This window comes from Plectonema cf. radiosum LEGE 06105, from assembly GCF_015207665.1.
GTDB lineage: Bacteria > Cyanobacteriota > Cyanobacteriia > Cyanobacteriales > Nostocaceae > Rivularia > Rivularia radiosa_A.
This window is the reverse complement of record NZ_JADEWL010000007.1, coordinates 1-23,475: the sequence shown is the minus strand read 5'-3', so window position 1 is coordinate 23,475 and position 23,475 is coordinate 1. Positions and strand designations below refer to the sequence as shown.

Annotated in this window: 21 protein-coding genes; 13 read left to right on the top strand and 8 right to left on the bottom strand. The window is 38.2% G+C overall.

Annotated features, from left to right (window positions below; translation table 11 throughout):
• The first annotated feature begins 45 nt into the window (after positions 1 to 45).
• On the top strand, positions 46 to 1,026 hold the full coding sequence (locus IQ247_RS03435) for a PRC-barrel domain-containing protein (protein ID WP_193917067.1): 981 nt from the start codon (positions 46 to 48) through the stop codon (positions 1,024 to 1,026).
• A 393-nt stretch (positions 1,027 to 1,419) separates the two neighbouring features.
• Positions 1,420 to 3,102, top strand: a complete 1,683-nt coding sequence (locus IQ247_RS03430; protein ID WP_228059441.1) for an nSTAND1 domain-containing NTPase — start codon at positions 1,420 to 1,422, stop codon at positions 3,100 to 3,102.
• Positions 3,103 to 3,110: 8 nt separating this feature from the next.
• Here IQ247_RS03430 and IQ247_RS03425 read toward each other — a convergent pair whose 3' ends face one another.
• Positions 3,111 to 3,353: a type II toxin-antitoxin system Phd/YefM family antitoxin gene (locus IQ247_RS03425; protein ID WP_193917065.1), complete on the bottom strand. Its 243-nt coding sequence runs from the start codon at positions 3,351 to 3,353 to the stop codon at positions 3,111 to 3,113.
• A gap of 153 nt (positions 3,354 to 3,506) precedes the next feature.
• Between IQ247_RS03425 and IQ247_RS03420 the strand changes: the two genes are divergently transcribed.
• The 3 genes from IQ247_RS03420 (at position 3,507) to IQ247_RS03410 (ending at position 5,770) form a co-directional block, all read left to right on the top strand.
• On the top strand, positions 3,507 to 4,577 hold the full coding sequence (locus tag IQ247_RS03420; protein ID WP_193917063.1) for a CHAT domain-containing protein: 1,071 nt from the start codon (positions 3,507 to 3,509) through the stop codon (positions 4,575 to 4,577).
• 399 nt (positions 4,578 to 4,976) lie between these two features.
• Positions 4,977 to 5,285, top strand: coding sequence for a type II toxin-antitoxin system HigB family toxin (locus tag IQ247_RS03415; RefSeq protein ID WP_193917061.1), 309 nt, complete (start codon positions 4,977 to 4,979; stop codon positions 5,283 to 5,285).
• 83 nt (positions 5,286 to 5,368) lie between these two features.
• The gene (locus tag IQ247_RS03410; RefSeq protein ID WP_193917059.1) at positions 5,369 to 5,770 is read left to right on the top strand and encodes a helix-turn-helix domain-containing protein; all 402 of its coding nucleotides are present in this window, start codon (positions 5,369 to 5,371) and stop codon (positions 5,768 to 5,770) included.
• 230 nt (positions 5,771 to 6,000) lie between these two features.
• On the opposite strand, the gene IQ247_RS03405 is transcribed toward IQ247_RS03410, so the two are convergent.
• Both IQ247_RS03405 and IQ247_RS03400 read right to left on the bottom strand, forming a co-directional pair.
• On the bottom strand, positions 6,001 to 7,710 hold the full coding sequence (locus IQ247_RS03405) for a tetratricopeptide repeat protein (RefSeq protein WP_193917058.1): 1,710 nt from the start codon (positions 7,708 to 7,710) through the stop codon (positions 6,001 to 6,003).
• 130 nt (positions 7,711 to 7,840) lie between these two features.
• Positions 7,841 to 9,373, bottom strand: coding sequence for a YifB family Mg chelatase-like AAA ATPase (locus IQ247_RS03400; RefSeq protein ID WP_193917057.1), 1,533 nt, complete (start codon positions 9,371 to 9,373; stop codon positions 7,841 to 7,843).
• 479 nt (positions 9,374 to 9,852) lie between these two features.
• Here IQ247_RS03400 and IQ247_RS03395 point away from each other — a divergent pair, with 479 nt between their 5' ends.
• The 4 genes from IQ247_RS03395 to IQ247_RS03380 all read left to right on the top strand — a co-directional run bounded on the left by IQ247_RS03395 (position 9,853) and on the right by IQ247_RS03380 (position 14,411).
• Positions 9,853 to 10,188, top strand: coding sequence for an NfeD family protein (locus IQ247_RS03395; protein ID WP_193917056.1), 336 nt, complete (start codon positions 9,853 to 9,855; stop codon positions 10,186 to 10,188).
• 101 nt (positions 10,189 to 10,289) lie between these two features.
• On the top strand, positions 10,290 to 11,675 hold the full coding sequence (locus IQ247_RS03390; protein ID WP_193917055.1) for a flotillin family protein: 1,386 nt from the start codon (positions 10,290 to 10,292) through the stop codon (positions 11,673 to 11,675).
• Positions 11,676 to 11,778: 103 nt separating this feature from the next.
• Positions 11,779 to 13,062 carry a flotillin family protein gene (locus IQ247_RS03385; RefSeq protein ID WP_228059440.1) on the top strand — a complete coding sequence of 428 codons (1,284 nt, stop codon included), beginning with the start codon at positions 11,779 to 11,781 and terminating at the stop codon, positions 13,060 to 13,062.
• A gap of 374 nt (positions 13,063 to 13,436) precedes the next feature.
• Positions 13,437 to 14,411 carry an endonuclease/exonuclease/phosphatase family protein gene (locus IQ247_RS03380; RefSeq protein WP_193917054.1) on the top strand — a complete coding sequence of 325 codons (975 nt, stop codon included), beginning with the start codon at positions 13,437 to 13,439 and terminating at the stop codon, positions 14,409 to 14,411.
• Between the two features lie 138 nt (positions 14,412 to 14,549).
• Here IQ247_RS03380 and IQ247_RS03375 read toward each other — a convergent pair whose 3' ends face one another.
• The 3 genes from IQ247_RS03375 to IQ247_RS03365 all read right to left on the bottom strand — a co-directional run bounded on the left by IQ247_RS03375 (position 14,550) and on the right by IQ247_RS03365 (position 18,002).
• The gene (locus tag IQ247_RS03375; protein WP_193917053.1) at positions 14,550 to 15,761 is read right to left on the bottom strand and encodes an MFS transporter; all 1,212 of its coding nucleotides are present in this window, start codon (positions 15,759 to 15,761) and stop codon (positions 14,550 to 14,552) included.
• Positions 15,762 to 15,828: 67 nt separating this feature from the next.
• Positions 15,829 to 17,319, bottom strand: coding sequence for an iron uptake porin (locus IQ247_RS03370; protein ID WP_228059439.1), 1,491 nt, complete (start codon positions 17,317 to 17,319; stop codon positions 15,829 to 15,831).
• A gap of 56 nt (positions 17,320 to 17,375) precedes the next feature.
• Positions 17,376 to 18,002: an FMN-dependent NADH-azoreductase gene (locus tag IQ247_RS03365; RefSeq protein WP_193917051.1), complete on the bottom strand. Its 627-nt coding sequence runs from the start codon at positions 18,000 to 18,002 to the stop codon at positions 17,376 to 17,378.
• A gap of 119 nt (positions 18,003 to 18,121) precedes the next feature.
• On the opposite strand from IQ247_RS03365, the gene IQ247_RS03360 reads away from it, so the two are divergent.
• Positions 18,122 to 19,048, top strand: a complete 927-nt coding sequence (locus IQ247_RS03360; RefSeq protein WP_193917050.1) for a LysR family transcriptional regulator — start codon at positions 18,122 to 18,124, stop codon at positions 19,046 to 19,048.
• A 147-nt stretch (positions 19,049 to 19,195) separates the two neighbouring features.
• Here IQ247_RS03360 and arr read toward each other — a convergent pair whose 3' ends face one another.
• On the bottom strand, positions 19,196 to 19,642 hold the full coding sequence (gene arr / locus IQ247_RS03355; RefSeq protein ID WP_193917048.1) for an NAD(+)--rifampin ADP-ribosyltransferase: 447 nt from the start codon (positions 19,640 to 19,642) through the stop codon (positions 19,196 to 19,198).
• Between the two features lie 299 nt (positions 19,643 to 19,941).
• Here arr and IQ247_RS03350 point away from each other — a divergent pair, with 299 nt between their 5' ends.
• Positions 19,942 to 20,493: a Uma2 family endonuclease gene (locus tag IQ247_RS03350; RefSeq protein WP_193917046.1), complete on the top strand. Its 552-nt coding sequence runs from the start codon at positions 19,942 to 19,944 to the stop codon at positions 20,491 to 20,493.
• A 52-nt stretch (positions 20,494 to 20,545) separates the two neighbouring features.
• Here the strand turns inward: IQ247_RS03350 and nadC are convergent, their stop codons facing one another.
• Positions 20,546 to 21,412: a carboxylating nicotinate-nucleotide diphosphorylase gene (nadC, locus tag IQ247_RS03345; protein WP_193917044.1), complete on the bottom strand. Its 867-nt coding sequence runs from the start codon at positions 21,410 to 21,412 to the stop codon at positions 20,546 to 20,548.
• A gap of 238 nt (positions 21,413 to 21,650) precedes the next feature.
• Between nadC and IQ247_RS03340 the strand changes: the two genes are divergently transcribed.
• Together IQ247_RS03340 and IQ247_RS03335 are read left to right on the top strand one after the other, a co-directional pair.
• Positions 21,651 to 21,800: an HAD family hydrolase gene (locus tag IQ247_RS03340; RefSeq protein ID WP_193917042.1), complete on the top strand. Its 150-nt coding sequence runs from the start codon at positions 21,651 to 21,653 to the stop codon at positions 21,798 to 21,800.
• A gap of 372 nt (positions 21,801 to 22,172) precedes the next feature.
• On the top strand, positions 22,173 to 22,730 hold the full coding sequence (locus tag IQ247_RS03335; RefSeq protein WP_322745405.1) for an HAD family hydrolase: 558 nt from the start codon (positions 22,173 to 22,175) through the stop codon (positions 22,728 to 22,730).
• The last annotated feature ends 745 nt before the right edge of the window (positions 22,731 to 23,475 follow it).

Genomic DNA, 23,475 nt, shown 5'->3' with positions numbered 1-23,475 from the left:
ATAGTGTATAGATAAACCGGATTCGAGATCGGGACTCGGTATAAAATGACCTCTGAACAAATTATTCGGCGCTCGGACATTTTAAACACCCAAGTCATCACCCGCGACAACGGGAGAAGACTTGGTATTGTCAATCAGTTGTGGGTTGATATTGATAGACGAGAGGTTGTGGCACTTGGTTTACGAGACAGCCTGATCTCCGTTTCTGGAATACCACGGTATATGTATTTAGGCAGCGTTGACCAAATCGGTGACGTGATTTTGGTTGGCAACGAAGACGTAATCGAAGATATAGACACCCAACTTTACAGTAACCTCGTTAACTGGGAAGTAATTACCGAAGCTGGGGAAGTGTTGGGTAGAGTACGCGGCTTTAAATTTGACGGTCTTAACGGTAGCATAAAATCTATAGTCATTGCTTCTTTAGGATTACCCCAAATACCTGAACAAGTTCTCAGCACCTACGAACTATCAATGGACGAAGTAGTCAGCGTCGGTCCGAATCGACTGATAGTATTTGAAGGGGCAGAAGAACGAGTAACTCAATTGAGCGTTGGTATACTAGAACGTTTGGGTATCGGCAAAGCACCTTGGGAGCGCGAAGAAGAAGGTTACAACGTTGCTCCTCGTACCATAGCACCATCCAATCAACTACCATCGGGAGTACCTTTAGAAGCACCGCAGCCCAGAGTCCGTCGTCCAGAACCCGTAGCAGAAGAAGTTTGGACAGAAGACGACACTTATGAGGAAGCTCCCCGTCGTCGCGCAATGGAAGCACGTCCTTACGAAGAAACCGTCCGCTACGAGGAAGAGCCAGACGACAACTGGAGCGAAGCAACGGGTAAAGATAGGTATCAAACACCATCACCCCAGCCTTACCCAACTGCTGCATACGAAGACTACGAAACCTACGACGACGACTTAGAAAAAGACGCTTGGGAAGAAGAGGAAGCACCAAAACCAATTATTATTCCCAAGAAAGTTAAAGAAAAACAACCAGAATATGAAGAAGAAGGCGGATATTAGGAGTTAGGAGTTAGGAGTTATTTCTGGCTCCTATTTTTTTTAGTAGTCAATGTAATATTGTAGGTTGGGTTGAACGTAGTGAAGCCCAACATAATCTAGAGATTAAACCAAATGATTCAACTAAAAACAATATAAAATACCTAACAAAACAACGCGCTTCATCCAAAAATTTATGTTGGGTTACGACGCGATATAAATTATAAGGTTAATCATTATCTTTTCGTGCGTCTAACCCAACCTACAACTACAACTATAGTAAAGAATTATTGCAGAGTAATCCCATATACTAAACTTTACTCATTTAAATGCATATGCTGTTTTTACTGTCACCTATATATTAGTATGACGGATTAAACCTGTACCAGCAGTACAGAACTCATAAATGAGACAAGGATGACAGAAGAAAATCGCAGCGCCAGCCTTGGGGGTAGTGCTGATAGTAGCGCTATTCAAACTGGTGATGGGAATACTGCGACTATTACCATCACCAATTACTATTACCGCGAACAGACAACAGTAATACCTGTTGAATCTACTAATGCTGCTGATGACAATCTCCTTTGCCCTTATCGGGGTTTGTTTCACTTTGGTCCCGATGATGCGGATGTTTTCTTTGGACGTGAGGTATTTGTACAAGAACTATTTGTTGCAACTCAAAACCGTAACTTTATACCCGTGTTGGGTGCGTCGGGAAGTGGAAAATCTTCGGTGGTGTTGGCTGGATTAGTGCCAAAACTACAAAATGAAGGTCATTGGTTATTTACTCATTTTCGTCCAGGTTCTGACCCTTTTTATGCCTTAGCTGAGGCGTTAGTTCCACTTTATACATCTGGCGATTCTACTACACAGATAGTTCAAACTAGCAAGCTAGCAAAATCCTTGGGGAATGGTGATATCACTCTTCCTAATATACTTTCCCATATCCAGCGCCAGCATCCCAATCATCGGGTGTTGTTGATTGCAGACCAATTTGAAGAAATTTATACTTTATGCGCGGATAATAAGATTCGTCATAGTTTTCTAGATACTTTATTAGCCAGCTTTCAATCTTGCTCTGCTCAATGCCAATATAATCATGTGCTAGCTGCAACAATGCGGGCAGATTTTTTGGGAAATGCCCTCTCCTATCGTCCATTTGCAGATGTATTACAAAATGCTGACATTAAGCTCGGACCAATGAACCGTGAGGAACTTACACAGGTAATTGAAAAGCCTGCTGAAAAATTGGGAGTAGGTTTTGAAGGAGGACTGGTGGAACGCATTTTGAAAGACGTGGAAGATGAACCGGGAAATTTACCTCTTTTGGAGTTCGCATTAACGGAATTGTGGAAACGGCGAAGAGGTAAACAGTTAACTCATGCAGCTTATAAGGAAATTGGTGAAGTACAAGGTGCCTTGGCTCGTCATGCTGATGAAAATTATCGTAAATTGAGTAAAACTGAGCAAGAACAGGTACAGCGAATTTTTATCCAATTAGTCCGTCCAGGAGAAGGTACAGAAGATACGCGACGATTGGCAACTAAAGCCGAATTGAGTCAAGCAAGCTGGGGATTAGTAAACCAGTTAGCGGATGCGCGATTAGTGGTAACAAGTCGTAATGCTGATAATCAAGAGACAGTAGAGGTTGTCCATGAGGCATTGATTCGTAACTGGGGTGAATTACGGCAATGGATGGACACAGACAGGAGTTTTCGGGCTTGGCAAGAGGGACTGCGTTCTCGAATACATCAATGGGAAGAGACGCAAGGGGATGAAGGGGCATTGTTGCGGGGTGCAGCGTTGGCGGAGGCGGAAGAAAAGCTCAAACAGCGTCAAGATGACCTTGCTCAAGCTGAGCAAGAGTTTATTAAGAAAAGTATAATACAGAGAGATAGGGAACAAAACCAACGGGAACGTGCAAGATTTGGGACTATTTTAGGACTGACCGTGGGTTTGGTCTTAGCCTTGAGTCTTTGGTTTTCTTGGTGGCAATGGCAGCAAGCAGAAAAACAAAGACAATGCTATAAATCAGTGATAAAGCAAATGAAAAAAGAGACCATCCAAACAAAAACTCCAACAGAAGATCGAAGGTGCTGAGAAAAATTCTATCTATACTGAAGCACTTCCCAGGTACTAAGGGAAACTGCCGGAGTTATTAAATCTCCTAAAATTTCCCCACTTCCTTTCATTACTCCAAAAGTTGCACGTTTGGGTTGAGTTGTCGCAGGAGATATAATTACTAATGGTTTGCCCTCATGGATAACAGTTAAGGGTGTTTTAGTACGTTGTACTTCTGTAAATAATTTCTGGAGATTTTCGGGTAATTCGTTGCTACCAATTTGTTGCATTTTTGGGTTTAATAGCTTGGTTCATCTTTATTAAGTAGTCGTGCAAAATTAATTGTACATTGTCCGAAGGCAGATAGCGGAACCATGCAACCGCAAAGTGCTGCGATTGCTTCGCTTCCCTCGCAATGACATTTTGAAATAAAAAATACCACCATGAAAAAAATCCTCATCCTCTCTTCTAACCCCAAAAACACAAGCAACCTCCGCTTAGATGAAGAAGTGCGGGAAATCAAAAAAACACTCCAACTATCTCCCCATCGAGACGAATTTCAAATCATCACTGAATCAGCCGCACAAGTTGACGATTTAACCCGCTTTTTATCTCACCATCAACCGACAATTGTTCACTTTTCCGGACATGGTACTGGTACTGATGGATTAATCTTGGAAGATAATTTTGGACACCAACAACTTGTCAGTACCCAATCTTTAGCAAAACTATTTGATTTATTTCAAGAACAGGTTGAATGTGTTGTACTCAACGCTTGCTATAGCAAAGAACAAGCCGCTGCAATTCACCAACATATTGATTGCGTGGTGGGGATGAATAAAGCCATTGGCGATAAAGCCGCGATTAAATTTAGTGTTGGATTTTATACTGCTTTATTTAGCGAGAGAGATTACCAAGATTGTTTTCAAATGGGTTGTGCTGCCATTGATTTACAGGGAATTCCCGAATATGCAACCCCAGAAATTAAAATTCGACGACGAAGTTATCAAAAGTCAAAAGTCGAAAGTCAAAAGTCAAAAAATCCAGCAGAGACGGTGCCTGTAAAAGCTAATAAGAACAATCATATAAGTAACGACAATAAAAGCGGACAAAACCGTTCAGTTTCCATTGGGGGTAGCGTTACTGGTAGTGCAATTCAAACAGGAGATTACGACAGTGCAAATATAAATTATCAACAAGTCAGTTTACCCGCACCCGAAACCGTCAACATCCAAGCAGAAATTAACAGCTTACGTAAAATAATAGGGAAATTAGAAACCTCAGACCGTCGTAAAATAGAAAATGCTTTTGAAGATGTTCAAGAAGAAATAAAAAAACCACAGCCAGATAAAGATGAAGTCGGTGAAGCCTTAAACCGAGCTTTGAAATATGCCAAGAAAGCTGAAGGGTTTGCTTCCGTGGTAGAAAAACTCCAGCCCCATTTAAGTAAAACTACCGCTTGGCTGGGTGATAATTGGCATAAATTGCTCGGTTTGGTTGGTTTAACAATTTGATGTTGGAGAATTGATAATTCTCAAAAATCCAAAACATCTAATTTTGTGTACTTGCTGAAAACTTCGCAATTTGCTAAGATTATTCCATGTCGCAATCATTCGTATTGCTAGCAACCATCTTTAGAGGATGTTTAAGAAGTTGTAAATAAAACTCGTAAATTTTCAGATCCCCTTAAATCCACGCCACTTGCACATTCAGGGAACTTGGTGCAGCAGTGGCTCCCCTTAAAAAGGGCAACTTTAACCCCCCTTTTTTTAAGGGGGAAGGGGGGATAATCTGAAAGCTGGGCTAAAAACTATACTTTTTAAACATCCTCTGACAGTCATCTTTAGAGTTCAATTAATTTAAAAAGGAATTTAAACAATGTTTTTTATAAAAAATAAGGAAAAACTTTATAAATGCGTATTATTTCAGAAACTAGACTTAAGGAAGCTTATGAAAAGTATTCTGATGCTGAAGCAAGCATAAAAACCTGGAAAAAAATTGCGAAATCACAAACTTGGAATAATTTTAATGATATAAAAGAAAATTCTCCCTTTTCGCCTGATAAAGTTAAAAACTTCGTTGTTTTTAATATTGGAGGCAATAATTATAGATTAATAGTTTATGTAGACTACCAAAAAGGAATCATATTTATACGTGACTTCCTGACTCATGCGGAATACGACAAAGATAAATGGAAAAATGACGAATGGTTTGATAGCTAATACGAGCTAGCATTATTCTAAAATAGAAAGAAGATTGTATTAGACAATTTTTCTTTCTCCTGAAAACAATAAATTAATGGCAAATGTCATACACACAAAATACCTACACAAATTTACTTGTATCTTTCCCTCCACGTCCTATAAAGTCAGAAGAAGACTTAGTAAAGATTCAAAATATTGTTGATAGCTTGCTCGATAAAGAAAAACTAACAGAAGACGAAGAAGATTATTTATATTTACTAGGAATGTTGATTGAAGAGTACGAAGGAAAACAAGACTTAGTTCCAGATATTTATGGAATAGAGCTTATCAAAGCTTTAATGGTGGAATTAGGGCTGAAACAAAAAGATTTAATTCCTATTTTTAAAACTGAGTCTATTGTTTCTGATGTACTCAAAGGGAAACGAAAAATGACGGCTGAACATATTCAAAAAAGTGCAGAAATGTTCCATCTTTCACCTGCTGCATTTTTTCCTAAGAATTAGTTTGAAGTAAAATCTTAATAAATTAGGCTCATCAGTAGTTAGTATGCTAAAAAAATAGTAAAAAAAGGGAAGAGGGAAGAGGGAAGAGGGAAGAGGGAAGAGGGAATAAAAAATAGTATTTATTCTTAAAACCGATTAATAAAGCTAATTTTTAAAGCACAGTAAGAGTTTCAAGTTTTTAATTTTTATTTTTAGCATACTGTGTACTGAAGAACCATAAATTACTACTGTCAAAAATCCAGAACATCCAAAGATTCTTCAATTTCCAAATCTAAAATCTTTTCTCTCGTATCCTTATGTTCTTGCACTTTTCCAGCTTTCTGATATAAATCGGCTGCTACCTGAAAATCTGCAACTGCTCCTTGAGTATCTCCTAATTCATCCCGCAGGTTTCCCCTATTGATATAAGCATCCGCATCATTGGGATTGATCTTAATTGCTTGAGTATAATCTGCTATTGCTTCGGGTTTATCTCCTAACTCATAAAAAGCATTTCCCCGATAAAAATAAGCATCCGCATCATAGGGATTTATTTGAATTGCCTTAGTAAAATCTTCAATGGCTCTTCTATAATCTCCCAAATCGCAACGTGCGTTACCGCGTTTTTTGTAACCAACTGCATCATTAGGACTGATTTCGATTACCTGAGTAAAAACTTCGATCGCTCGTTGATGATTTTTGCGCTCATTTGTCCTATCCCCGTCTAAAATTACCAACCCTTTTTTAACTCTTTCCTCAGTGTTCTTTGCGTCTCTCTCTTGAAAAGTTGCTCCACTTGGGGAGACCCCAAGACCGCACTTTTCGCTGCGGTTTTTATTTCCGCAATCTTCTACCAAAAGGGGATTAATTTTTCTTGCTTGAGTATAATCTTCAATCGCACCTTGACTATCTCCGATAATAGAACGTACATCACCACGGTTTTGAAAAGCTACCGCATCGTAAGAATTGATTCTAATTGCTTGAGTATAATCTTCAATTGCTCCGTAATAATCTGCTAATTGATATCGCGCTAAGCCGCTTTTAATATAGGCTTTGGCAAAATTAGGATTAATATTAATTGCTTGAATATAATCTGCGATCGCCTTTTGATAATCTTGCAAACAGTAAAAAACATTACCGCGTTTGTAATAAGTATTAGCATCACCATGATGAATTTGTAACGCTTGACTATAATTTTCAATGGCAGCATCATAAAGTTGTTTTTCCCAACATTCATCACCCTGCTGAATATAAACTTGGTTTGAATTCTCTTCGATTTTTACTTGAGTGACAAAATTTTGATTTATTGACTTATTAAATAATTGCTGCCCAGGAAAATTCGGAGAGATATAATTAGTCGAAGCCTGTAAATGTTCCAAATAACAACGTAACCCACCAGCATAAAATAACTGTTCTATCCCAAAAGAAATTTTACCAGTTCTCAATTTAATCATTTCAGTTGGTAAAAACCCAGCTAAAACCAAATGATATTCAGATTGCGCTTCATTTACCTCTTCTTGAATCAAAACGCAAACAATCACCGCATTTTTTTGTACTTCATCAACAGAAACCGACCATCTAACCTTATCAAAATTACCGTGACGAGATTTAACTTCAATGCCAATTAAAGGATTATTAGTTAAGGTAAAATCAATATTACCATCACCGCCGAAGCGTTTTTCATAATCGACTTCAGTAATAAAATCAGCCAACCTTTCCTTAACAACTTCCTCACCCAATTTTCCCTTCAGATAGCTAATAAAAACATCGCGCACTAAAGAAACACGCTTGTACTTTTCAGCCATCACCCAGCAAAAATTTCGTAGCTGTTTTAACCTGTCTCCGGAAATTACAGTTAATTCACTGTACTGAGCAATACTTTCACAATGCAGCAAACAACCATCAGCTAAGCGCTTGATAAAGTCCGATTGTAAACTTCGCAGTACGTAACTCCAATCCATTTATAGTTCTGCGAATTTTGGGATTTATCTATTTTAGTTTAGTATCAACTCTGGGTAAAGATAAAGGTAATTGTACTTATGTAGGGAGTAGGGAGTAAAAAATTAACTCTTAACTTCTAACTCCTAACTATTACTGCATTCTATCTATCGTCCGATACTGAACGGCTTCAGCAACATGATGAGGCTGCAAATTTTCATCACCAGCTAAATCTGCAATAGTTCTCGCTACTTTTAAAATGCGATCGCTAGCTCTGGCTGATAAATTTAATTTTCTAATTGCCATTTCTAATAAGTTGCGAGATGCATCATCTAGTTTGCACCATTTTTGGAGATGACGACTTTGCATTTGAGCGTTACAGTTTAAAGTTTTTTCTTGAATAAATCGCTCGGATGCTCTTTTCCGTGCAACTAAAACTCGCTCTCTAACTGTTTCCGATGGTTCCCCATTGGGTTGCTGAGTAATTTCTTCAGGTTTTAAACGATTCACGGCAACTTGTAAATCAATTCTATCCATCAACGGACCTGATAACTTGCCCCAATATTGTTCTCTTTTATTCGGCGAACAGGTACACTGCTGTAGAATATCGCCATAAAAACCGCAAGGACAAGGATTGGTACTCGCTACCAAGGTAAATTGTGCGGGAAACATTACCGATTGTTTGGTGCGGGAAATGGTAACGTGTCCATCTTCTAAAGGTTGACGCAGAAATTCTAAAACATCTCTTTTAAATTCTGTTAACTCATCTAGGAAAAGTATGCCTCGATGTGATAAAGAAATTTCACCAGGACGAGGATAACCACCACCACCTACCAAAGAAGGACCACTTGCCGAATGATGGGGGCTGCGAAAAGGGCGATCGCGAATTAATGTACCGCGATTTTTTAATAACCCAGCTACCGAGTAAATCCGGGTAACTTCTAAAGATTCATCGAAGCCTAACGGAGGTAAAATATCCGGTAAACGCCTTGCTAACATAGTTTTACCGCTTCCCGGAGGACCGACAAAAATCAAATTATGACCTCCAGCAGCAGCTATTTCCAAAGCCCGACGTGCGTGAGCTTGTCCTTTAACATCTTTTAAATCTAATTTATGAATAGCTGTTGCGTCGTGTGATGCTTCTATTTGATCAAGTTCTACAGGTTGACAACGTGCGGGATTATTCAAAAAATTAGCGACATCAGAAATATTCTCAAATCCATAAACCTGTAATCCCTTGACAACCGCTGCTTCTTGAGCATTGTCCGCAGGTACAACCAAAGCTGTAATCCCCATATTTTGCGCCGCAGCTGCAATCGGTAAGACACCAGCCACCGGACGCAAACTTCCATCTAATGAAACTTCCCCCAGAAATAAAAAATCTCCCAACAAATCGCCATTAACCTGATCGGAAGCCGCTAAAATACCTACACTAATCGGTAAATCGAAACAAGGACCTTCCTTCCGCAAATCAGCGGGAGTCAAGTTAATTACAATCTTTCGCATCGGGAAAGCAAAACCGGCATTTTTTAAAGTTGCTTTGACTCGTTCTTTTGATTCCTGCACCGCACTATCGGGAAGCCCTAGCATCACAATTGCTGGTAAACCCCCAGACACATCCACTTCCACACCCACCTTAATCGCATCGATGCCGACAATTGATGCACTCCAAACTCTTGCTAACATTTTGATATCAAACCTGAATAAAACGTTTATTAATCAATTTTAGGAACTAAAAATCACATTGTCTTGCCTATTCTTACCCAAAATAAATGTAAGTTAGTTGTGAGTATTTTTGCTATTTTCTTTTTTAATTAATTAGCCCACATCCGGTGGGCTTTGCTTGTATAGCCCCAGGATGAACGTCTGAGGGTAAAGATTACTTAAAAAGTTTTTATTTTTAATTAATTTGTAAAAAAGCAGTTCTTTGCGGAATTGAGCAATCTGTTAATGTGGTTAACAAATAGAACTCTATCTAAGATGCTGCGGTGTTCGGAATAACTGCATAATTTTCTGAGTTCTTGCTGTATATGTATTAGCCAACCGTTAACTGTCAGCAGTTAATAAAAAATGTGAACAGAAAATAATTTTTGAATACAATTCGAGCTTTTGAGCCGGGAAAAGATGAAATACTTGATTAGCTTGTTCAAATCGAGTTAGTTTACATGAATTTTCAAATAATACTTATTGCCCTAATTGCGATCGCGATTGGGGTTGCTGTGGGATTCTTAATTGTCTCCTTAATTGCTCTGAGGCGACAGCGTGAAGTAGTGGATAGTATGGTGTCAACCAATACTTTGATTGGACGTTTGGCGGTAGTTGAAGTTCCTTTTAGTTCCACCGAAAAAGGAAAAGTACGATTGATGATTCATGGTTCAATCATAGATTTCACTGCAATTACCGAAGAATCCGGATTTTTTAACAAAGGCGATCGCGTTTTGATTGTCGAAGCCAGAAGAAATCAAGTTTTGGTCGTCTCGGAAGATTCGCTTAACAGTTAATAGTAAAGGAGTTGGTGAGGGTTATTGCTAGAAAGTCGAACAGTTCTCTTACTCCAACTCCCTAATCCAAAATCCACAATCTAAAATCCAAAATTCTTTTTATGAATTCCTATTTTGAAAATAATAATGTGGCTGTAGTACAAATTGCTCAAGTTCCAGTTAGTACTCCGACTAGAGTACAAATGTCTAGGATTGATGGACTTTTGGCTACTAGTATTCCTATCGCTTTGGCTATTTTTGCTGGTGTCACAGCAGTTTTGTTTTTGAAATCGTTTTTGTGTATTTGCAAACCGAATGAGGTGGTAATTATATCGGGACGCAAATATAAAGCTAAGGATGGTCATCAAATTGGTTATCGCGTTTTACCGGGGGGACGAGCGATTAGAATCCCGATTCTGGAAACGATTAAACGTATGGATGTGACAACTATGCCGGTACGGGTAGAGGTGACAAATGCTTATTCTAGAGGAGGAACACCCTTAAATATTCAGGCGATCGCCAATGTGAAAATTTCTGGTGATCCGAACATTGTTGGTAACGCTATCGAGCGCTTTTTGGATTGTGATCGTTCGACGATTGCTCGTGTTGCTCAGGAAACCCTAGAAGGTAATTTACGCGGTGTCGTAGCGACTTTAACACCGGAACAGGTAAATGAAGATAGATTGCAATTTGCTGAACGTATTGCTTCGGATGTCAGTCGTGATTTGATGAAGTTGGGTTTACAAATCGATACGCTGAAAATTCAAAGTGTTTCCGATGATGTAGATTACTTACGTTCTATCGGTCGTAAATCTATCGCTCATGTCATTAGAGATGCGGAAATTGCGGAATCGGATGCGATTGGCGAAGCTGAACGGATTGAAGCTGAATGTCAGCAACAAGCGGAAGTTGCCAAAACCCAACATCGCATCATAGTTGTGGAAAAGGAAAACGAATTACGTCAAATTAAAGCCAAACTAGAACAGCAAGCTAAATCGGAAGAAGAAATTACCATCGCTGCGGCAAATGAAAAACGAGCTAAATTTGAACAAACTTTACAAAAAATTCGCGCCGAATTAGAAAGATTGCGTTTAGAAGCGGACACCGTATTACCAGCAGAAGCCAAAGGTCAAGCTCAAGAATTACTAGCACGCGGACAAGCCGCAGCCTTATCAGAAAATGCTTTAGCTGCTGCCCAAGTCAATGAAATATTTGCTCAAGTATGGAATCACACTGGTGTTGATGCGGGTGAATTATTTATGATTCAACAGTTAGAAATGATTCTAAATCAAGCAACCCAAATTCCCAGAAGATTGCAACTAGAACATATCAATGTGGTTGACAATGGTGATGGAAAATCTCTCGCTAGTTTAATGAAAGTTTATCCAGAAATTCTCACTCAGTTTCTAGAAATGATGAATCAAACTTTAGGAATTGATGTAATCGGAACCCTCAACCGCAGTCAAGAAAGACGGTTATTAGCCTCAACTGAAACCTTGGATTCATGAGAAGTCGGGTTTTTACAAAGATTGTCTGGTATTAGGGATATTTTTCCTCAGAGCCAGACTTCTTACACAAATTACAAATTGCGATATATGGAGATAATAAATAATGATTGAACTAATTGGATTACTATTAGGAATTTTTGGGGCTGGGGCTGGTGCAGGTTTTTTAGTAATTAAAAATTTGTATCATATTTGTCCACCCAGTGAAGTCTTGATTTTCGCTGGGGGAAAACGTCGTCTTGCAGATGGTCGGGAAGTTGGTTATCGTTTAGTCAAAGGTGGTAGTAGTATCCAAACTCCCTTGTTGGAACAGACTTATCGGATGAATCTGACCAACATGATTATTGATTTAAAGGTAGTTAATGCCTATTCTAAAGGTGGTATTCCTCTAACAGTTGAAGGTGTTGCTAATATCAAAATTGCTGGGGAAGAACCAACAATTCATAATGCTATTGAACGGTTGCTTGGTAAAAGTCGTAAGGATATCGAAAAATTAGCCCAAGAAACATTAGAAGGAAATTTACGCGGAGTTCTCGCTAGTTTAACACCAGAACAAGTTAACGCGGATAAAATTACCTTTGCACGGACATTATTAGACGAAGCCGAAGACGATTTAGAAAAACTGGGTTTAGTTTTAGATAGTTTACAAATTCAAAATATTTCTGATGATGTCCGTTATTTAGATTCTATCGGTCGCAAACAACAAGCCGAATTATTACGGGATGCACGCATCGCTGAAGCTAAAGCTCAAGCCGAATCTATAATTCGTTCCTCCGAAAACGAACGAATTACCGCTCTGCGTCGTATCCAACGCGACTTAGAAATAGCCAAAGCCGATGCCGAAAGACGTGTCCGTGATGCCTTAACCAAACGAGTTGCATTAGTCGCTGAAGCTGAATCCTTAGTCGGTGCTGAAATTGCCCGTACCCAAGCCGAAGTCGCCGTACAAACCGAACGGATTAAACAAATCGAACAACAACTCCAAGCCGACACCATCGCTCCCGCAGAAGCAGAAAGTAAGCGGGCGATCGCGATCGCCAAAGCCAATGCTGCTCAAATTATCGAAGACGGTAAAGCTCAAGCCGAAGGTATCCGTAAACTCGCCGAATCTTGGAAGAGTGCCGGAGATAGCGCTAGAGAAATTTTCTTACTGCAAAAACTTGATGTTCTACTCAAAGCAATGGCATCCAGTATTCCCGAAGTCAATGTTAAAAATATCACTTTTGTTGATGCCAACAGTGGTAGTCCCGCTACCCGTATGGCTGCCTTCATTGAACAACTACGGCAAACCACAGGTTTAGATGTAACAGAAATACTCAAACGTCTCGGAGAAGGTCAAGCCATCACCGCCAATCCCCATGTAAATTTAAATGCGATCGCGAAGAAGTAGGGATTTCTAAAAACTTAAGCTGCTATGCAGCTAAATTGAATTTTAATCTTGTGGTCTCATTTAATAATGGGACCTCTTTGATTTAATTTTTTATATTGCTTTGATATTGCGTTCAGCGATGCTGCTTAAGAATCGCGATGTTCTAGAGGTAGAATAATTAGTTTTTAAAAATACAAAAATGATTGTGAGCTATAGTCTTTCTATATTTTAAAAAGACTATTTTTTTTTGAAGAGTATTTTGATTATTTATAGATACTTTATTCTGTATACAAATAAAAAAATATTAGATATATATTTTTTATTAAACGGTGAAAATGCATTTTGAAGTGCTATTTTGAAACGAGTGATTATATATATTTGATTTATTAATGCTAATGAAGTTTTCTCAATTTACTTTCCTTCTGGGATGGTTTTACCTTCTTTTGTTTTGTTTATGGATGTTACTCCGCATTATTTTCTTTGATAGTTTCTGGTGGTTAGCGTTAATTAATACTGTAGCGCTATATATATTTGTGCCATTAATTATATTCTTACCGCTTGTAGTTTTATTACGTAGATGGCGCTTATCTTTGGGACTTTGTTTCCCTTTAGGTATATTTATTGGTTTGTACAGTTCTTTTTTTCTACCGTCTTTATCGGCTCCTGTTCCTCATAACCAAGAAACTATCAAAGCAATGACCTTCAATATGCTTTTTAATAATGATGATTATGATTCAATAAATAAAATGGTGGCTGAAAATAATCCTGATATTATCGGTTTACAAGAAGTAGCTCCGCAAACAATACCTATTTTAATTGAACGTTTTACTAAAGATTACCCTTATCATGCTTTCCATCCTGTTGAACTTTCTCATAATGTAGGTATTTTAAGTCGCTTTCCCATTGATAAATTTATCACTTTACCTGCACCACCGATACAACGAGGAATCCAAGTAACACTCCGCTTAAATAATGGAGAACCTGTAGAAGCAATCGTTGCACATTTGACTCCAAATTACCCCCACTACAAATTTTTTAAGTTAGCTAAATATTGGTATACAAGTCGCGCTGCGGAAGTATCTTATTTAACTAATATGATAAAACAGTACAATGAGCCGGTAATATTCATGTGTGATTGTAATTTTACCGATACATCAGAAACTTATTCTCAAATGCATCATGTAATGAGGGATAGTTTTCATGAAGCGGGATGGGGTTTCGGACATACATACTTAAGTCCACTTTTTCCTACTTTTAGGATTGATTATATATGGCATACAAAACAACTTCAAGCAATAGATGCTTATGTGGGGAAAGAAGCAGGTTCAGATCATCTTCCAGTAGTTGCGAAATTGCAGTTAATTAAATAAACCTCCACCATGTTGAAATTTGGAGTTTTGGATTATTTTGTTGTGCCATTGCCACTAAGGAAGCAATCACAAAATTTTGGCAATAAAACTACAGTTTTCAAGTTAGATGAGGTTCAGAATAAATTTTTAAATAACTAATTACTTGTGGGATATTTTTTTCCCTCTAAAGTTCCATAAAGTCATTAATGCAACTGCTGCTAAAACTAACATAAAACTACCTCCGGATGCGTAGGTGTTAGCTAAACCTAATCTAAAACTTAGGGGTTGGCTCAACAAAGGTGAGAGAAACTGTCCTAAAAATAACGATGTTGTCACCCCGCTTAATATTTTTCCTCGCATTTCATCGGGTGTGACAGAAGTCAAATAAAAATTCATATTCGGCATTAATAAACCCAAACCGGAACCTGCAATAGCTAACCCAAACAAGACAATTGCATAATTTTGCCCCAAACTAATAAAATAATAACCAATTCCCATATTGAGAAAGGCAATCCCGTAAATGGCAATAAAGCTGAGTTTGGCTTTGATTTGTCTGTATAATAGCGAAGCTATTGCTGAGAATAGAGTTGCTAGTGCGATCGCCATTCCACTTTGAGATGCACCCGCATTAAATAATTGTTTGAGATAAAACGGTAGTTGGACGGGAATTAAATAAAATACAATTTGGGTCAGTATACCAATGCCATAGGTGATAATGATTAAGTTAATTGGTAGCCTTTGAGGAGTATCTGTAAACATTCCTGGATTTAAGTTTACAGGTTGGTTACGTTTTGGTTCTACTAAAAAACTGAAAGCGCATGGTACAAGTAATAGGGAGAATGAGTAAATACCGAAAGGATAGCGCCAATTTTGGTCAGCAATAATACCACCAAATGAGAGGAAAAATACCCCTCCCAACCCCATAAATGCGGCTTGTAATCCTAAAAACTGCGCCCGTGCTGCTCCAATATAGTAATCTGCAATTAGGGTTGTAGCGGTGGTCATGATTCCGGCAACACTAACACCTAATAATGCCCGCCCCATGAGAATTAAGTTCAAACTATTGAGAATTAAACCCGAACTTCCCGCAATTCCGTAGAGAATTAAGGCGATAATTAATAAGGGTTTACGTCCAAGTTTATCGATAATAATCCCAACTAATGGCGCACCCAAGGCAATGAATAATGCAGGTAAAGTTAGGGCTAATTTGACTAAATAATCAGCATTTTCTATGTTAGCAAAATGTTCCTGCATAGCAGGTAAGGATGGGGCAATTGTCGCACCTGACATGACTGTGAGGGTGCTAATTACTAATAGAGTAATTTTGGTAGAAATTGAGTTAGTATTTGAGTTTAAAGTTGCTTGTTTCATTAAATTTTAGAGTGTGATTTAACTATTCGCAAAAGTGGGAGATATGAAATATCTAAAAATTCAAAAATTAAAATGAAAATACTGTCCGCAATGTCCCACTAATAATCCTCCCGTTATCATCTTGATTGCTGGGATTTGTGACAATTTGCAGTAATGGTGTGAGGCGAATATTGTCATTCACTGGCAAGTTATAAAAAATTTCATAATTAGTTTGTGTACTATTTCCCACCGCACTTTCAATAAATGGTTGACCAATTGCAAAACCCAAAATACCTCCTTTGACAAATAAATCTTGTAAGCTAAATCCTGCCATCCAATAATTAGGATTAATGTCACCTAAGCTAGTATTTGGATAACTTGCATAACCATAGCGACCAAATATACCAATTTGTGAATTTAAAGAATAGTCAAAATTGACACCAACTCCTTGAAAACTGCTCCCAAATACTTTTCCACTACTGTATTGCAAACGTACATTGAAAGCTTTGCTGGGGGAATATTCTAACTCTGTAAAACCTTGATAGGGATCTCCAAATAAACCTCCATCCGCACCACCTCCAGCGTTAGGAAATAAACGAATATTTTCTGAACCTCCTCCTCCAATTAATCGTTGATTGTCTGGTAGTTGATTTGTCGCATCTCCCGCTATATATGCGGCTCGTAGTTTTACAGAACTACCTTTGGGATGCCAGTCGATTACAGCACCAGCACCTCCGGCTCTAGGTAATAAAATGAAATTGTTTGCAAAAGCTTGGGTGGAAAAGTCTTTAAAGCTAACATTAGCATAGCGATTTTTATCAACAAAATCGGGTGCAACTAATGCAGAACCAATGGTAACTTTTAAATCAGGATTGGGGGTGAAAGTATAATATAAACGAGCGAGACTAATTTGATTATTTCGTCCTTGAATTGAGTAATCTAAAACGCTACCAAAATTTGGTTCTAGAAAACCTGTAGCACTATCATTTGCACCATCACTTCCGGTTACTAAGCGAATTTTGAGTAAATCTGTCCCTTTAAAGCTGCTATTTAAATCCAAGCTGCTGCGGTAAATGAAGGTTGGATTGGGGTCATTTTCACTAATTACCGCACCTCTCGGAGCAATGATTTTGTCTCCATCAAATTCACCAGCATTAACTGCTATTACTACCTGTCCTGTTAATTTGGTAGTGGTGGAGAATTGATTTGCTGAAAGTTCTACATTACTGGTTTCTAAGATATCAATTCTTGCGCGCAAAGTAGCTAATTCACCTGCAAACTCTTTTTGCAGTCGTTGTAATGTAATTAAATCTTCAGGGGAGACTAAACTTTCTTTTCCCGTACTAATTAATTCATTAATCCGGTTTAAAGCAGCATTCAAACCAGCAGCAAATTCATCACGAGTAATCGCATTTTGACCGCGAAAGCTTGCGTCGGGATAACCAGAAATTACACCGTAGCGCTCTACTAGCGATCGCAATGCTTGAAAAGCCCAATCGGTGGGTTGGACATCTTTTAATTGACTGACGGCAGTAACAGGGATAAATTCATTGTTGGTATCTGCAAATGAGGGATTCATGATACCCAATGAACCCATCAAGATTCCAGAAAAAGATAAAAACCGGACTTTTGGTATTAATTCCACTCTGTTATTAATGCTGTTAATTTTGCTTTGGCTTCTTGCAAAGATTGCTCCCGCACATCACCTTTCATCGCTAAATTTTCGGCATTAACAAAGTTAATATCAGTTACACCCATTAAGCCAAAAACAGTTCGTATATAAGGTTCTTGAAAATCAAAATTCGCAGCAGGAGTTCCCGCAGGAAAACTACCACCCCGTGCAGTAATTACCAACATTTTTTTACCAGTTAATAAACCGTCATAAGCACCTTCTTGATTGACAACAAAAGTGCGTCCAACCCGACAAACTTGGTCGATATATGCTTTGAAATTTGCGGGAATGCCAAAATTGTACATGGGGACGCTGAAAATATAGCGATCGCATTCAACCAACTCATCAATTAATTCGTTGGAAAGTTGCAGTGCAGCAGTTAATTCTGGGGTGTGTGTATCTGGGGAAGAAAATGCTGCTGCAATCCATGTTTCGCTGACTGGGGGAATAATTTGATGTCCAATATCTCGGTAAGTAATTATCGAGTCTAGATGAGAATTTTTCCAATTTGCCACAAAGTCATTTGTTAAAGTCCTTGAGTGAGAACGTTCTCCTCTAGGACTAGTATCAATATGCAGAATTTTTACCATCTTTTTGACCTTGTACCCTAAAAACTAGATTCAGCATTTACCACATTCTTTAATACTCTAGAATAATGCCTGTTTTCTAGTCCAATACTTTCTTTGCTAGTAATCGATAGCTTTTAAGCATGAATCAAAATATAGAATTACGTCACTTGAGATATTTTTTAGCTGTAGCCGAAGAATTAAATTTTGGTCGTGCAGCAGAAAGGTTAAATATTACCCAACCATCCCTCAGTCGTCAAATTCAAAATTTAGAAAAAGAACTTTGTATTATACTATTTGAACGTAACCAACGTCAAATAAAATTAACTGTACCAGGTCAAATTTTCCTTATAGAAGTTGAGCAAATTCTCGCTCGTTTTAATCAAGGAATACGAATAATCCACAGAGCTAGTCGTGGAGAAATTGGTCAATTAACAGTTGGATTTCAAGGCTCTTCTGTGTATGACATTATACCCATTTCCATTAAAGAATTTCGTGATCGCTTCCCTGAAGTGGAGGTAATCATGCAACCGATGGAAACAAGCAAACAAGTAATTGCGATCGCAGAAAATAATCTTGATATTGGTTTTGTCATACCCCCCATTACCGATGCAAATTTAGCGGTGGAAATCTTGCTGCAAGAACCCTTGGTATTGGCTTTACCAGACAATCATCCTTTAGCTGTACAAGCAGAAATTCCCATTACTGCACTTGCTAACGAACCGCTAATCTTAGCATCTCGTGACAGAGGTTGTGGGTTACACGAGCAAATTTTCGATATTTATCAAAGAGTAGGTTTACGTCCAAATGTGGTTTGTGCAGCTAGAGAAATGCAAGTGATGTTAGGATTTGTAGCTGCGGGAATTGGTATTTCCTTATTACCATCCCATGTGAAAAATTTTCAACGTGCTGGGGTTGTTTATCGCGTACTTACTCCTGATGCTCCAATAGCGGGATTAGGTATTACTTGGAAAGCCGAAAATATGACACCAGTATTATCAGCATTTCTGGAAATTGTTAGGGACATAGCAAATACTTCCTCCCTTTATCCCGATAGCGATCGCAAGTGACATCGGGCTGACTAAATATATTAGACATCGACCGAGTTTAATTATGCGTTCCCCAAAACCCATGTAGAGTAGAGACGTAGTAATGCTGCGTCTCTACATCTTTTCCGGAGATGTCTATTGGAATAAATACCCCCCTTTTTCTTTCGGTTAGTCATTTAATGACTCAATTCCTTGTTCTTTAAGCCTAGCTAATCCATCTTTCATTGTTTTAACTTGCTCTGGGGAATGTCCTTGCCAAATTGTAACTTCGCCAACAACCTTAAAAGGATGTAGTGAACGATATGATTTTGTTGGATTGCCAGGGAATTTTCTGTCAGTTAAATCAGGATCGTCTTCAATAAGTCCTGTTGGTTCTACTAAATATATTCTTTCGCGTCCTTCTCCAAAAGCAAGTTCAGCACCCCAGATTGCGGCATCTAATGTTGCTGTCAGGAAGATATATTTAGCTTTTTTTCTCTGTCCAAAATTCGAATCAAAACCAACTTCGATAAAGTCTCCAATCTTTAGAGAAACCTTTGTTCCATGAAAGAATGTCTGAGAAAATGGCGTTGCCTTTGGTTCATTTAAATTGTTCTTGCTTTGATTATTTTCCATTGGAGTAATTTACCGTATAACTTGTCCTATTTTTCTTCCTAGAAGCAGATGCGTCTGGACAATATGGTGATTTATGTCCATTTATGGGTAAATTTTAGATTACAGTTATCAGCCCTTGATTGATTTATTTGCTTGCTGAATTGTTCTTTACAATCATAGCTAACAGTGAAGTTGTGCGGCGGCAGATAACCAATGATTTTTTACTGATTGGTTGGGTATATTCAAGCTTTGAAGATTAATTTTGGATAAAATATAAGTTAGAAGACAATTAAATTACATGGTTTCATCGGAGACTAACTATGACAGTAACCTTAGCTAAATGGAGCATAGAAGAATATCACCAGATGATTGCTGCGGGAATATTTGATAATCGTCGAGTTGAATTACTTCGGGGAGAAATTGTAGAAATGTCACCGCAAGGAAAACCCCATGCTTATTTTAGTACTGAAGCAGGGGAGTATTTAAGTAAATTATTAGGTAATCGTGCAAAAGTTCGTCAAGCAAAGCCAATCACGCTTCCGAACAATTCCGAACCTGAACCCGATATTGCTATTGTTGAACCTTTAGGACGCGAATATTTAGAACATCATCCTTATCCGGAAAATATTTTTTGGTTGATTGAGTATTCCAATTCCAGTTTAGAAAAAGATTTAGAAACGAAAACTAAAATCTATGCTGAAGTAGGAATTATTGAATATTGGGTGGTAAATCTCAAAAAAAGACAGTTGATTATATTTCGACAGCCATCAGATGGAGAATATGCTTCAAAATCTACCGTAACTGAAGGGACGATTTATCCATTAGCATTTCCGGATGTTGCTGTATCGGTAAATATGATTGTGAGTAATTGACTGATAATTTGAATTTTTAATCCAATAAAATCTCAAATCTCAAATCTCAAATTTAATTGATTTTCATGCTCAAATCCAACCATTTTGATTGAGTAATCGGCGCACTACTGGATATATAATCAACCCCAGTTTCAGCGATGGTGCGAATGGTTTCCAGGGTGACGTTGCCGGAAGCTTCAATTTTCACTTTATTATTATGCTGACGAATAATTTCTACAGCTTCGCGCATCATATTCGGTTTCATATTGTCTAACATAATAATCTCGGCTTGATATTTCAAAGCTTCTTCTACTTGTTCTAAACTTTCTGTTTCCACTTCTATAGTTAAAGGATAAGGTATTCGTTGTCGAATAGAAGTTATTGCTTTACCAATTCCACCGGCAGCTACAATGTGGTTATCTTTAATCATCACCGCATCATCTAAACCCATACGATGATTAATTGCACCACCTACTTGAGTCGCATACTTTTCTAAAATTCGCAATCCTGGTGTAGTTTTGCGGGTATCGACAAATGAACTAGGTAAATCTGCAATTTTTTCTACATACTTTCGAGTTAATGTTGCAATACCACTCAAACGCATTGCTAAATTTAAAGCTACTCTTTCCCCAGTCAACAAAGCATCAAGAGAACCTTCGATTTTTGCGATCGCAGTTCCTGACTGACAATATTCTCCTTCATTCACCAATGTAGTAAAACTAACTTTTTCATTGAGAAGTTGAAATACTCTCCTTGCGATTGGTAATCCAGCAATGATTCCGTTCTCTTTAACTGTCCACTGCGCTAACCCTGATGTTATATCTTGAATTAACAGACTTTGGGTAGTGCGATCGCCCCTTCCAATATCTTCTCGTAACCAATCTTTAAGATAGTCATCCAAGATTATAAATGAAGGTAGTGCAGGGGTTATAGGTTTCATAAATAAAATTACTTGGTTAATATGGCTTTCAGTGTCCCGACTTTTTTAGGTAAATAAAAGGCGTTCGGATGGTTGCTACACAACTAAAATCCATCTCGTTATTCACACAAGTGAAGTCATAAATCGGGATTATTCAGTGATATCTGATGCTAAAGACAAGGATTTTGTATAAAAACCGGCTTCATGCAGGGTAAATCCTATGTGTAACATTTGTTGGTATTTCTTTCATAACTTTATTATGCGTTATCTAGCACTAGCTACAGACTATGATGGTACATTAGCAACACATGGTCATGTCAACGATGAAACCATAGCAGCATTAAAGCGTCTACGTTCTTCTGGTAGAAAATTAATTTTGATTACTGGTCGTGAGTTAAATGATTTATAAAGGGAAGGTTGAAAACCCTGTGACTTTAGTCCAGGGATGAAAACTGCATAAAGGCTTTTAAGCCTCAGTCATTTATGGTACGATTTTATTAACAGGAACGGTAACCAACCTGTATAAAAACCCAACTGCCTAGCGGCAATCTGTACCTTGACAACTGAAGATATGGGGTTCTATTCCATAGTTTTAGTTCCTTCCCAGGAATAGGTAAAATCTTCATGGGGACTAGACGTTCAGAATTTAAATCAAACAAATTTTTGGAATAATCCAACTACCGAGGGGCACTCGGAAAGTAACGCTTGGGGAGAGAACCACCTCTTGGTTAGATACCGCAAGGGGTCTAGTCTAAGTGGACTCATTGAATCAAGAATCTCCGTGTCTTTAGACCGGAGAGTGTCAATAAGAGCATTCTCTCAAATAGATTTATTTGATATTGTAATAGCGGAAAATGGTCCTTTACTATATGTACCTGCGAATCATCAGGAAAAATTATTAGCTCTAAAACCACCGCAAGAGTTTGTGGATAAGCTACGAGAACGTGGTGTCAATCCTTCAATAGGAAAAGTCATTGTAGCTACTTGGGATAAACACGAGGCAACGGTATCAGAAGTTATTAACGAGTTAGGATTAGATTTAGAAATCATTTTGAATAAAGGTGCACTTATGATCTTACCGACTGGTATCAACAAAGCGTCAGGTTTAGCAGCAGCTTTGGAAGATATGCAGTTATTACCAGAGAATGTTGTTGGTGTTGGTGATGCTGAAAATGATTTAGATTTTCTTAATGTGTGTGGAATCTCTGTAGCAGTAAATAATGCATTACCAGTAGTGAAAGAAGCTGCGACTTTTGTAACAAAGAATAGTCGTGGTGCTGGTGTTACGGAGCTAATTGATAAGTTAATTGCTTCGGATTTATCTGAATACCAACTTTGAGATATATCATCGTTTGTGATTAGGGCAATAAGTGCTTAGGCAAAATTAATTATATGTTGTCCGAAGCGAGGAACGTTCTTCGAGCGTCTCCCTCCGGGAGATAGCATTCATCCTTCGGGGTGCGGTTCATTGCAAGGATTTCAGCGTTTTGGAATGTCTAATTAATTTTGCACAACAGCAAGCGTGATCACGCTTGCTGTCACTTTTTGACCTCTATAGTTACCACAAATAATCTGTACTTGTATAGTTTGCGGAATTTTTGGCGCGGTTACTGTTTTACAGGACTTACCCAAGTGTCACAAAACTCGGATGGTCTATCTATCTACTTGAAGCAAATGGCGTAGTGTACTCCCGCACCCTAAGACTCAAGTTTTATGGATACTCATGAGATGAATTTTTTTGATTTTCAGTTAATTGATTAATTTTGCGGAAGGTTAGCACCGAGACTTCTACTTATTCGAGTTTCCTTGGGACTTAGTTTCGTCATAATTACCGCAAATCGAATCAAGAGGAGTTTCAACCAAGCGATTTCGACTAAACCGCAAAAAAAATTATCGCCCATAACCCTTACGCAGCAATAGTTTGAGGAATCAACAAAAAAAATATCCAAAAAACTTGGAAAAAAGAGTTGACACAAACAAATTCTCTCGATACTATGTATAAGTGCCTGAGAGAGAGAGACGCGAAAGCGACGACAACTCAAGGGTTCCGAACCAAGAAAACTATATATTTGTTTGAAAGCCAG

What these genes read in the sequence shown, in the direction of transcription:
- IQ247_RS03360 (WP_193917050.1), top strand. Translation starts at nt 18,122, where the DNA reads ATGAATCAAAATATAGAATTACGTCACTTGAGATATTTTTTAGCTGTA.
- IQ247_RS03370 (WP_228059439.1), bottom strand. Translation starts at nt 17,319, where the DNA reads ATGAATCCCTCATTTGCAGATACCAACAATGAATTTATCCCTGTTACT.
- IQ247_RS03425 (WP_193917065.1), bottom strand. Translation starts at nt 3,353, where the DNA reads ATGCAACAAATTGGTAGCAACGAATTACCCGAAAATCTCCAGAAATTA.
- IQ247_RS03390 (WP_193917055.1), top strand. Translation starts at nt 10,290, where the DNA reads ATGAATTCCTATTTTGAAAATAATAATGTGGCTGTAGTACAAATTGCT.
- IQ247_RS03350 (WP_193917046.1), top strand. Translation starts at nt 19,942, where the DNA reads ATGACAGTAACCTTAGCTAAATGGAGCATAGAAGAATATCACCAGATG.
- arr (WP_193917048.1), bottom strand. Translation starts at nt 19,642, where the DNA reads ATGGAAAATAATCAAAGCAAGAACAATTTAAATGAACCAAAGGCAACG.
- IQ247_RS03400 (WP_193917057.1), bottom strand. Translation starts at nt 9,373, where the DNA reads ATGTTAGCAAGAGTTTGGAGTGCATCAATTGTCGGCATCGATGCGATT.
- IQ247_RS03430 (WP_228059441.1), top strand. Translation starts at nt 1,420, where the DNA reads ATGACAGAAGAAAATCGCAGCGCCAGCCTTGGGGGTAGTGCTGATAGT.
- IQ247_RS03375 (WP_193917053.1), bottom strand. Translation starts at nt 15,761, where the DNA reads ATGAAACAAGCAACTTTAAACTCAAATACTAACTCAATTTCTACCAAA.
- IQ247_RS03420 (WP_193917063.1), top strand. Translation starts at nt 3,507, where the DNA reads ATGAAAAAAATCCTCATCCTCTCTTCTAACCCCAAAAACACAAGCAAC.
- IQ247_RS03435 (WP_193917067.1), top strand. Translation starts at nt 46, where the DNA reads ATGACCTCTGAACAAATTATTCGGCGCTCGGACATTTTAAACACCCAA.
- IQ247_RS03380 (WP_193917054.1), top strand. Translation starts at nt 13,437, where the DNA reads ATGAAGTTTTCTCAATTTACTTTCCTTCTGGGATGGTTTTACCTTCTT.
- IQ247_RS03415 (WP_193917061.1), top strand. Translation starts at nt 4,977, where the DNA reads ATGCGTATTATTTCAGAAACTAGACTTAAGGAAGCTTATGAAAAGTAT.
- IQ247_RS03385 (WP_228059440.1), top strand. Translation starts at nt 11,779, where the DNA reads ATGATTGAACTAATTGGATTACTATTAGGAATTTTTGGGGCTGGGGCT.
- nadC (WP_193917044.1), bottom strand. Translation starts at nt 21,412, where the DNA reads ATGAAACCTATAACCCCTGCACTACCTTCATTTATAATCTTGGATGAC.
- IQ247_RS03405 (WP_193917058.1), bottom strand. Translation starts at nt 7,710, where the DNA reads ATGGATTGGAGTTACGTACTGCGAAGTTTACAATCGGACTTTATCAAG.
- IQ247_RS03410 (WP_193917059.1), top strand. Translation starts at nt 5,369, where the DNA reads ATGTCATACACACAAAATACCTACACAAATTTACTTGTATCTTTCCCT.
- IQ247_RS03395 (WP_193917056.1), top strand. Translation starts at nt 9,853, where the DNA reads ATGAATTTTCAAATAATACTTATTGCCCTAATTGCGATCGCGATTGGG.
- IQ247_RS03340 (WP_193917042.1), top strand. Translation starts at nt 21,651, where the DNA reads ATGCGTTATCTAGCACTAGCTACAGACTATGATGGTACATTAGCAACA.
- IQ247_RS03365 (WP_193917051.1), bottom strand. Translation starts at nt 18,002, where the DNA reads ATGGTAAAAATTCTGCATATTGATACTAGTCCTAGAGGAGAACGTTCT.